This is a genomic window from Gordonia sp. GONU (assembly GCF_024733855.1).
Taxonomy (GTDB): domain Bacteria; phylum Actinomycetota; class Actinomycetes; order Mycobacteriales; family Mycobacteriaceae; genus Gordonia; species Gordonia amicalis.
This window is the reverse complement of sequence record NZ_JANRHB010000040.1, coordinates 39,226-48,959: the sequence shown is the minus strand read 5'-3', so window position 1 is coordinate 48,959 and position 9,734 is coordinate 39,226. Positions and strand designations below refer to the sequence as shown.

The 9,734-nt window shown below is 66.0% G+C and carries 11 protein-coding genes; 3 read left to right on the top strand and 8 right to left on the bottom strand.

What is annotated here, in order from left to right; all coding sequences use genetic code 11:
• Nucleotides 1-59 precede the first annotated feature (59 nt).
• Nucleotides 60-1,799 carry a PEP-utilizing enzyme gene (locus NWF34_RS22780; RefSeq protein ID WP_258326155.1) on the bottom strand — a complete coding sequence of 580 codons (1,740 nt, stop codon included), beginning with the start codon at nucleotides 1,797-1,799 and terminating at the stop codon, nucleotides 60-62.
• A gap of 140 nt (nucleotides 1,800-1,939) precedes the next feature.
• Here NWF34_RS22780 and NWF34_RS22775 point away from each other — a divergent pair, with 140 nt between their 5' ends.
• Nucleotides 1,940-2,125 (top strand): ferredoxin, encoded by a 186-nt coding sequence (locus NWF34_RS22775; protein WP_258326154.1) that lies wholly within the window; start codon nucleotides 1,940-1,942, stop codon nucleotides 2,123-2,125.
• Entirely contained in the window at nucleotides 2,122-3,342 is a 1,221-nt protein-coding gene (locus tag NWF34_RS22770) for an NAD(P)/FAD-dependent oxidoreductase (protein WP_258326153.1), read from the top strand. Before NWF34_RS22775 ends, NWF34_RS22770 begins: the two co-directional genes overlap by 4 nt.
• A gap of 79 nt (nucleotides 3,343-3,421) precedes the next feature.
• On the opposite strand, the gene NWF34_RS22765 is transcribed toward NWF34_RS22770, so the two are convergent.
• The 5 genes from NWF34_RS22765 to NWF34_RS22745 are packed head-to-tail and all read right to left on the bottom strand — an operon-like array spanning nucleotide 3,422 to nucleotide 7,112.
• Nucleotides 3,422-3,892 (bottom strand): VOC family protein, encoded by a 471-nt coding sequence (locus tag NWF34_RS22765; RefSeq protein ID WP_258326152.1) that lies wholly within the window; start codon nucleotides 3,890-3,892, stop codon nucleotides 3,422-3,424.
• Entirely contained in the window at nucleotides 3,889-4,677 is a 789-nt protein-coding gene (locus NWF34_RS22760; RefSeq protein ID WP_258326151.1) for a ThuA domain-containing protein, read from the bottom strand. Before NWF34_RS22760 ends, NWF34_RS22765 begins: the two co-directional genes overlap by 4 nt.
• A gap of 4 nt (nucleotides 4,678-4,681) precedes the next feature.
• Nucleotides 4,682-4,894, bottom strand: a complete 213-nt coding sequence (locus NWF34_RS22755; RefSeq protein WP_258326150.1) for a hypothetical protein — start codon at nucleotides 4,892-4,894, stop codon at nucleotides 4,682-4,684.
• Nucleotides 4,895-4,896: 2 nt separating this feature from the next.
• Nucleotides 4,897-6,294, bottom strand: coding sequence for an aromatic ring-hydroxylating dioxygenase subunit alpha (locus NWF34_RS22750; protein ID WP_258326149.1), 1,398 nt, complete (start codon nucleotides 6,292-6,294; stop codon nucleotides 4,897-4,899).
• Nucleotides 6,295-6,347: 53 nt separating this feature from the next.
• Complete coding sequence (locus NWF34_RS22745; protein WP_258326148.1) at nucleotides 6,348-7,112, bottom strand: SDR family NAD(P)-dependent oxidoreductase; 765 nt, start codon at nucleotides 7,110-7,112, stop codon at nucleotides 6,348-6,350.
• Between the two features lie 106 nt (nucleotides 7,113-7,218).
• Here NWF34_RS22745 and NWF34_RS22740 point away from each other — a divergent pair, with 106 nt between their 5' ends.
• Entirely contained in the window at nucleotides 7,219-7,632 is a 414-nt protein-coding gene (locus NWF34_RS22740) for a VOC family protein (protein ID WP_258326147.1), read from the top strand.
• Between the two features lie 98 nt (nucleotides 7,633-7,730).
• On the opposite strand, the gene NWF34_RS22735 is transcribed toward NWF34_RS22740, so the two are convergent.
• Together NWF34_RS22735 and NWF34_RS22730 are read right to left on the bottom strand one after the other, a co-directional pair.
• On the bottom strand, nucleotides 7,731-8,708 hold the full coding sequence (locus tag NWF34_RS22735) for an alpha-ketoacid dehydrogenase subunit beta (protein WP_024498648.1): 978 nt from the start codon (nucleotides 8,706-8,708) through the stop codon (nucleotides 7,731-7,733).
• A complete protein-coding gene (locus tag NWF34_RS22730; protein ID WP_258326146.1) occupies nucleotides 8,705-9,718 on the bottom strand; it encodes a thiamine pyrophosphate-dependent dehydrogenase E1 component subunit alpha in 1,014 nt (337 codons plus the stop codon). Before NWF34_RS22730 ends, NWF34_RS22735 begins: the two co-directional genes overlap by 4 nt.
• Nucleotides 9,719-9,734: the final 16 nt, after the last annotated feature.

Below are 9,734 nucleotides of genomic sequence, written 5' to 3'. Positions count from 1 at the left end.
GATGGGGTCGGGCGTGGGGTGCCCATCGCCGGACCGCCTCGATGTGGGCTTCACTCCTGCTACAGGATCGTGACGGTCCCGTTGGTTCCGTCGACGGCGATCTTGGTGCCGTTGACGATTCGCTTGGTCGCATCCTTCACCGCGAGCACGCAGGGCATCCCGAGCTCACGGCTCACGATGGCCGCGTGACTCAGCGGCGATCCCACGTTCACCACGACCGCCTCGGCGGAAGTGAAGATCGGGGTCCAGCCCGGATCGGTCACCGGGGCCACGAGGATCTCGCCGGGCTCGAGGTCGGGCGCATCCTCGGGATCGAAGATGACCCTGGCGATACCCTCGGCCGTGCCCGGGCAGGCACCGATCCCGGTCAGGACATCGCCGGTGGTGGCGACGTTCACCGCGGGAGCCTTCTTCTTGGGCCACGTGGTCACCGGCGGGATCTCCCCGTCGATAATGAAGGGCGGTTCGAGCTCGGAGAGCTGCTCGGACCATTCACGACGCTCGTCGATGGTGGCGACAAACGGCGTCGGGTCGTCGATGAACTTGTCCAGCTCGTCGATCTTCAGCATCGTGAGATCGTCCGGCCGGCTGAGGGTTCCACGTTCGACGAACCGGCGGCCGAGTTCGAACAACGGCATCCGGCATTCCTGGAGCACGCGGATGGTGTTGGTCTTGGACTGCTCGCGGGCAGGCATGTACACGTCCACCGTGGCGAGCACGGCATCGAAGCCGGCGAGCGCCTCGGGGTCACCGGCCAGCTTCTCCCGGATGGCCGCGGTGACCTCGTCGCGGTCGCGACGCACGCGCTGCGACTGCAGCCGCGGGTTCTTGGACTCGTCCTGCAGCCGCAGACGATCGATCATGCCGAGCGGGATGGTGCGATGGGTCTCCCAGGTCTTGGGCATCGGAGCCCACTCGTCGGTCGAGCGTGAACCGTACTCGTAGAGGAACTCGTCGAACTTCTCCACGAAGGCCACGACGTCGGCGTCACCGGACGCCCGCAGACGGTCCTCGAGGCCCTCGACACCGCCGTCGAACTCAGCGGTCAGTGCCGGACTCGCGATCACCTGACGCGAGAGGTCCCACATCGCCTGGCTCGGCGCCGCCGAGGCCACATTCCCCTGACCACCGGTGAGGCGGATGGTGAGCGTGGGATCGCCCAGCTTGTTCGCCAGTTCGTCGAGCGCTCCGGTCACCACCGAGGACTCGTACACCATCTTCAGGTGCTTGCGCAGGTAGTGCGGGTAGCGGTCGGCCATGAGCTTCTTGCCGTACTCGAGGAGCTCACGATCGCTCATCGACGACAGATCCGGGCGGGCCGCGCGCAGCGCCGCCGAGGACTCACGGTCCTCGATCTCGATGTCGTTGCGGTGGGTTTCGGTCAGGACCCGCTGCACGGAGGCCAGAATCCGTTCGGTGTATTCGGGTTTCGCATCGTCGGGATGCGGAACGTAGGGAGGCGCGGTGACGTCGCCCAGGTAGGTGCGGTCCATGAGGTCCGGTGTTGCACCGGGCATCCGCACACCGAACACCCGCGACTGCGAGAGGTTCAGGTAGATGTACCCGTGCACCATGCCCTGGATGTCGATGTAGTCCTCGCGGAACTCGTCCTCGTCGAATGCGCCGAACTCGGCCAGGGCCTTGCGCCACTGGCGTTCGTTGCCCATACCGCCACCGTAGGACCACATGAGCGGACTCGTGGTCCCGCCGGCGACCTCACCGGTGTTGGCACGCGTGTAGATGGGGAAGCGCGTACTCAACGGTGTGTCGATGACGAAGGGTTGAGTGATGTCGACCATTGCGACGCCTTTCGTGAAAGCAATGTCTCTATGACCTGTGCCACACTAGGTTGTCTAGTGGTACATTGTCTAGCCATAAACAATATATCGCTCGGCCACCCCGGCTGTGGCGGAAACGACTGCGAAAGGGCCTGCATCCCATGAAGGTAACGGTCAACGACAATTGCCAGGGTTGTGGAATCTGCGAGGCCACCGCCCCCGACGTCTTCGCCGTGAGCGACGACGGAGTGGCGCAGGTCCTGCTCGAAGAGATCCCGGCCGAACTCGAGGCGGCCGTGAAGGAAGCCATGGAGGAGTGCCCGACCGAAGCGATCGAGATCGCATGAGCCTCGAACCGGGGTCGGCCGCAGATGCTCGCCTGGTCGTCGTCGGCGCATCCCTCGCGGGACTGCGCGCGGTCGAGGCCGCGCGCAAGTCCGGGTTCACCGGCGCGATCACGATGGTCGGAGCCGAGCCCGAACTCCCCTACGATCGCCCGCCGCTGACCAAAGAACATCTGAAGCCCGACGGTCCCCAGCAGTCCAAACCGCTCAAGACCGCCGACGCCCTCGCCGAACTCGACGTCGAACTCCGGCTCGGGCGGACAGCCACGTCCCTGGACACCGACTCGCGCAAACTCACTCTCGATTCCGGTGACGTCCTGCCCTACGACGCACTGGTGATCGCCACCGGCGTGCGGCCGCGGCTCCTCGACGGCGTCGACGTCACCCATCCCCGCATCCACGCCATCCGCACGCTGGACTCGGCCAACGCCCTGCGGGAGTCACTCACCGAGGAGCAGCCCGTGCTCATCGTGGGCGCAGGCTTTATCGGCTCCGAAGTCGCCAGTGCCGCCGTGGCTTCCGGGAGATCGGTGACCATCGTCGAAGCAGCGCGACACCCACTGTCGCATGTGGTCGGCATCCAGGCCGGTGCCGCGCTGATGGATCTGCATCGCCGCCGCGGCGTCACCCTGCGGTGCGGCCAGACCCTCGATTCGGTCTCCGCCTTCGACGACCACATCGAGGCCGGGATCGGCGACGAGAAGATCTCGGCGGGCTCACTGGTCGTGGCCATCGGAACCGTCCCCAACACCGAATGGCTCGCGGGTTCCGGGGTTCCGGTCGACAACGGCGTCGTCTGCGAACCCGACCTGTCCGCCGGGGACGGCATCAGTGCGGCCGGTGACGTCGCGAGCTGGGTGGACCCACGATGGGGCATCCGACGCCGGGTCGAACATCGCACCAACGCAGCCGAGCAGGGCAAGCATGCCGCGATCACGGCGCTCGATCCCGCCGGCGCGAGCGCGTTCAGCTCCATCCCCTATGTGTGGACCGAGTGGTACGGCGTGAAGATCCAGGTGGTGGGCCAGACCGACGCCGACGAGGAGCTGCTGGTCGGCGATGTCGAAGGCGAGAGCTTCGTCGCGTTGTACCGCAAGGACTCCCAGTTGCGCGGAGCCCTCACCGTCGGCCGACCCGCGGCGACCCAGAAGTTCCGGAAGCTGTTGACCGGCAGCGCTTCCTGGGACGAGGCCGTGGCCCTGGCGCGAGAACTGGGCTGAGGCGCACCTCAACCGACGACGGCGGCCCGCTCCCTCGAGGAGCAGGCCGCCGTCGTCGATTCACCGGACGTGGTGCGCCTCAGGAGAAGACGCCGGTGTCGAACCAGCGCTCGAGGGCCTCACGTCGGTCGTCGTTGACATATTCGAGTCGGGTCCCGGTGGACGTCGACCGGGCGTAGATCGCCGATATCCCACCGTCCTTGCGCCACAACACCGCTTCCACGACCGTGTCCGGCGCCGCCTCGAGGTCGGCCAGTCGCGCCGGCATCGCCGATTCCCAGATGCCCAGGTGATGGAGGCCGGCGCGAGCCGGCGAGTAGATTCCGTCGCCCTGGGCGGCGATCAGTTCCAGGCGATGCGGGCCGGACCGGCTGTAGACCGCGCTCAGCGTGACCTCGCCTTCGGTACCCGCGAGCCGGTCTTCGAAGCGCGGCACCGTGATCGACGTCGGTTCGTTGAACTCATAGCCGATCTCGGCGGTGAACCGGGCCGCCGCCGCGCCGATGTCGTCGACGAGAATTCCTGAGTGATAGGGGATCTGAGCTGTCATGCGGAAGCCTCCGGGGATGCGCCGGCCGCCCAGGTGAGGGCGTTGGTCACTAGTCGGCGGAAATTCTCGTTGCCGTATGCGGACGGTCCGTCACCGAACTGCAGATACGCGATCCGGCTGGTGTCGTGCGGCTTCACCCACCCCACGACGCCACTGCCGGGTTCGTGACTCCAGCCGTCGTTGGTGTCGCGCCGCCCCTGGACGGCGTTGTAGGTCGAGTAGTGCGTGCTGGTGTCGAGCGGAACGTCGGTCGCCAGCAACGGATGCACGCCCTCGTCGACCGCGCACAGGTACGTCTCGTCACGCAGGGCGAACTCCGCGTCGACACCAGCGGTGATCGGATGACTCCGATCGAGGACCCTGATCCGCTGGTCGACCTCGTGCCGGTATCCCGAATCCGGTTGTCCGCCACCGGGTACGAACCGGAATCGGCCACCGATCAACGCCGAGTACTCCGGCCAGGTGGGCCACGACGCCAGAGCGTGGTGGAGGAACACGAATCCGTGCCCGGCGGCGACCAGCCCCTCGAAGTCCTCGCGGAACCGCGACGGCGGCTCGTGGAGATCGACCGGTGAGTGGTCGCGATGAAAGGTGTAGCCAGGCATGTCGTACATCAGGAACGCGTCCCATTCCGAGGCGTTCTCCGCCCGGAAGAAGGTCTGTGCCGCGGGTTGTTCCACCTGGCTGACCTCGACGCCGGGAAGCGCGTCGAGCATCGCAGTGAACGCATTGCGCTCGAAATTGTGGCCGCGGGTCACCGCGAGCACACGTAGCGGAGCTGTCATCGGGTCAGTGCGACGCTGTGTTGACCATGCGGTGGACGCCGCGCTTGGAGGCGATCCACCCCGTCATCTGCGGGTCGACGTCGATCTTGTCGCCGGAGACCCGCCGCCCGTCCTTGGTGTAGATCCCGACCTTCCCGGCTTTGGTGGTGACGCGCACCAACTCGTTCTCCTCCGGCTCGTAGAGCGCGCCGCTGAACGGATGTCGAAGCCCGTGCATCGTTACTTCTCCCCTGCCTTCTCGTCGTTCACCTTGTCGCCGGCGGCCATGTACCGGTCCATCAGCTGGTGCATCCAGCGGATGTTGTCCTCCTGGTAGGTGGCGAAGGTGACCGTCGGCTTCACCGTGGTCTCGAGGCCGTACTGCACCTTCTCCATGTTGAAGACGTCCTGATCCAGGATGTTGCCCACGATGCCCAGTTCTGACCGCGTGCTGAACGGGGTGTCGGCGTCCAGGCGCACCTCGGGCGACGGCGCCGGCCGTTCCCCGGTGAACGGGCTGATCAGGAAGACGTCCATGATGCAGGTACGGTGGTCGTCGCCGTTGGGCCGGAAGCGGTAGCACAGCTTGTGCACTCCGCCCCAGGGCATCATGTTGGGGAAGATCGTGTAGGTGAAGTTGTCGACGAGTTCGCAGTCGGCCCATTCCTCGATCGCCTCGCCGAGGAACCCGCGCCACTTCTCCCGCGTGGACGCCACGACGAACTCGCGCGCGGTCTGGCCCTCGGCCGGCGTGACCGGAAGCTTCTCGTCGATGCGGACATCCATCGTCGCGCGCAACATCTCCTCGGTGGTGGGATCGCCCTTCATCATCGGTCCGACCACCTCCGACGGGGTGATGAAGCGGGAGAAGTTGTCATAGCAGTCGACCTGACAGACCCCGAACGCCGCATAGGGAACGGTCTGCGGGTGCGTAGCAGCGGCGTGCCAGCATTCCATGTAGGCCTCCTGCGCCACTTTCCAGTTGCAGCGCAGGATCTTTGACACATGAGCCTCGATGTAGCGGTCCTCGTGACCCCACTTGGCGAAGTGCTCCGGCAGCTCGCCGAGATAGTCCTCGAGGGGCGCCGCATCCGGGTCGGGATTGATGAAGACGAACCCGCCCCAGGTGCCGACGCTGACCGTCGGCAGGCTGAACGTCGACTCGTCGACGTGGGGGAATTCCCACGGCGCCGGATTCTGTTTGAACGAACCGTCGAGGTTCCACGCCAATCCGTGGAAGGCGCAACGGATTTCCGCACACCAGCCGTCGTGGTCCTTGAGCTGGCGACCGCGGTGAAGGCACGAGTTCGGGTACGCGCGGATCTCGTCGGGTGCCGAGCGCACGATGAGGTAGGACATGTCGGCGATCGAGTAGACCACATGGTCACCCACGTCCGGCAGGTTCTCCTCACGGCAGGCGAAGTGCCAGGTGCGCTTCCACACCAGCTCCTTCTCCCGGAGATGCCAGTCACGGCTGATGTACCGCTCGATGGAGGCCTCGGTGAAGTCGAACTCACCGCGGCGCTCTTCCCGGATGTGTTTCGGCACCTCGCGGGTGTCGAGATCGAGCACGTCCTTGTACGTCAACAGACGATCGCCGACGTCCAGCCGCTCACCCATCTGGTCCTCCAAACTCATTCAAGATCGATTACTGAATAGTCTACTCATAGAGTATAGGTTTGCGTCCGGACTCAGTGCTGAATCCGGGACAACATCCCGCCGTCGACAACCACGTTGCCGCCGGTGATGAAACCGGCACGCGCACTCACCAGGAAGGCGACCGCGTCGGCGATGTCATCGACCGATCCCAGACGCCCGAGCGGAATCCTGGTCTTGAGGTTCTCGTACACCTCCGGACGCGACCGCCGGACGTAATCCCATGCGCCGTCGGGGAACTCGATCGGTCCCGGGGACACGGTGTTCACCCGGATTCCGTCGCCGGCCCAGGCCCGCGCGAGCGCCGAGGCGTGATGCAGCACGGCCGCCTTGATCGCGCCGAAGGAATTGGGGCCGGAGGGGAAGTCCACGTCGAGGGCACTGGTGGAGCTGATCGCCACCACGGCACCCGAGCCGGACGCGGCCAGTTCCCCGCGTGCCGCCTCGGCCAGGATCGCGAACGCCTGGAGGTCACCACGCGCACTGGTCACCCAGGCGTCGTCACCCTTGACGCTGCCCGGCGACGCGTTCGAGACGAGGATGTCGAGCCCGCCGAGCGCAGCGGTCGCCGAGGCGACGAACTCGCGGGCGGACTCGGGTCGCGACACATCGACGGCGATGGGATGGACCTCGCCGCCGCGCTCGCGCAGCGCCTCCGCGGCGGCGTCGAGTCGGGCGACGTCACGTGCGCCGATCACCACTCGCACACCCTCGTCGACGAGCGTCTCGGCGATCCGCAGGCCGATACCCCTGCTCGCGCCGGTGATGACTGCGCGCTTGCCGGTCAGATTGAGGTCCACGTCGATACCCTTTCGCGAAAATCACCCAGAACGGTTTCGTTCATCTCTAGATTATTTGTCACTAGAGTACCTTAGATCTGACGGATTCCCACGAAACGGAGAACTCATGACCATCGTCCTCACCAAACCCACCATCGACGTCGGGATCGTGACCACGGACCCGGGCCCGATGATCGAGTTCTACGGCGAACTCCTCGGGTTGCCCCGCCTCGACGACATCGCGATGCCCGGCTTCACGATCATCCGCTTCGAAGTGGGCGACGTGGTCCTCAAAGTTCTCGTATATGACGAGAAGCCCACGGAGACAGCCGCGACCGGCGGTATCGGCGCCGGCACCGGCATCCGCTACATCACCGTGTCGGTCGAGAAGATCGCCGACGCACTCGCCGCGTGCCGCGCGTCGGCCACCGCATCCGTGCTCGAGGAGCCCGTCGAGGTGCGTCCGGGCGCCTGGATCGCGTTCGGCGCCGATCCCGACGGCAACGTCATCGAATTCGTCCAGCGCGGCGGGACCCTCTGAGTCACTCCCCCTGTCGGACGACAACGGGTCGGCACACTTCGAGAAGTGTGCCGACCCTTGTTCTCGCCTGTCCGCGGTCGTTCGGCGGCCGACGGCCGTCAGATCAGCTCGCGCACCTTCGCCACGACCCGGTCCACCGTCGGGAACCCGTTGAGCGCCTTGGAGAACGGCACCGGCGTGTACATCGCGCCGACACGGCCGACCGGTGCGAGCAGCTCGTTGAACAGGTTCTCGTGGATTCGTGAACTGATCTCCGCGCCCGGTCCGCAGAACTCCGTCGCCTCATGGACGATCACGCAGCGTCGCGTGCGCTCCACCGACTCCATCACGGTGGGCAGATCCAGGGGCACCAGACTGCGAAGATCGATCACCTCGGCCTCGACACCGCTCTCCGACAACGCCTTCGCGGCGTCCGTACAGATCGACACACCGGTCCCGTAGGTGACCAGGGTGATGTCGGTACCGGTCCGCAACGTCGCCGCCTTGCCCAGCGGAACCGTGTAGCGCCCCTCCTCCACCGGCTCCTTGGTCGAGTACAGGAGACCGGAATGCTGGATGAACAGACAGGGGTCGGGCGATTCCAGGCACGACTGCAGCAAACCCTTGGCGTCCACCGGATTCGACGGCATCACCACGTTGATGCCCGGCGTGTGCATGAACCACGCCTCCAGCGACTGGGCGTGCTGTGCACCGAAGTGGCTGCTGCCGATCACGGTGGTGACGAGGATCGGTGTCGGGGTCGCGCCGCCGGTCATGTAGCGGAGCTTCGCGGCGTGATTGATCACCTGGTCCAGTGCGAGGGTGATGAAATCGAAGAACATGATCTCGGCCACCGGCCGGTAGCCGCCGAGCGCCAGACCCACCGCCGTGCCGGCGAAGGTGCCCTCGGCGATCGGCGTCGACCGCACCCGATCACGACCGAACGCCGTGGACAGCCCCTTACTGGTCTTGAAGGGTCCACCGATGGGATCCTCGATGTCCTCGCCGAGCACCACGATCTTCGGATCGGCCGCCATGGCCTCGTGGAAGCCCGCGTTGATGGCCGCGGCCATCGTCATCGTCTTCTTCTCGCTCATCGGTTCAGACTCCTCACGAACTCGTCATCGGCGAACACGTCGGTCTCGAGATCGTCCGCATCGGGGAAGGGGCTGGACTCGGCAAAGGCGAAGGCGTCCTCGACGTACTCCTCGGCCCGCTTCTCGATGGCCGTCAACGCGGCGTCGTCGAAGAACCCGTTGTCCTTGAGCCACTCACGGAAGTTCGGCGCAGGGTCGCGCTCCATCGCCGCCGCCAGTTCGTCCTTGGGGACGTAGCTGAAGTCGGCGGTTCCGGTGTGTCCGGTCAGCCGGTAGTGGACGAATTCGATGAACGAGGGCCCCTCGCCGCGCCGCGCGCGATCCACCGCCACGCGAAGTGCCCGCGTGCTCGCGATGGGATCGAAACCGTCGACGCGTTCGGTCGGCATCGCATAGGACGCAGCGCGTTTGGCCAGCTCGGTGTCCGGTGCGTAGTCGGCGATGGCGGTGTGCTCGCCCCACTGGTTGTTCTGGCACACGAACACCACCGGCAGCTTCCACAGCGACGCGAAGTTCATCGACTCGTGGTAGCTGCCGATCGAGGTAGCACCGTCGCCGAAGGTCGCGACCGTGGCGCGACCGCCACCGTCGAGCTGCGTCGCCATGGCGAGGCCGACGGCCAGCGGCAGACTCTCGCCGACGATTCCGGTGGTCGCGGTGAACCCGACTTCCTGATCCTGCAGGTGCATCGGGCCACCCTTGCCCTTGGACATCCCGTTGGCACGCCCGTACAACTCGGCCATGATCGACCGGAGGGAGGCGCCCTTGGCGAGCGCATCTCCGAGGTTCCGGTAGGTCGACACCATCCGATCCTCTTTGTCCAGGACGGCACCGAGCGCCGCACAGACCGCCTCCATGCCGCGGACCGGGTAGAACGCCGCGGCGAGACGCCCCGCCTTGGCCTCCTTCGCGGATCGCTGATCGGCCAGGGTGGTCACGAGCATGAGGTGGTACATCGCCGCGAGTTCGTCGCTGCCGAGTCCGGCCGTCAGATCGGTCGATGCCGACATGTGACCCTCCTCCTTC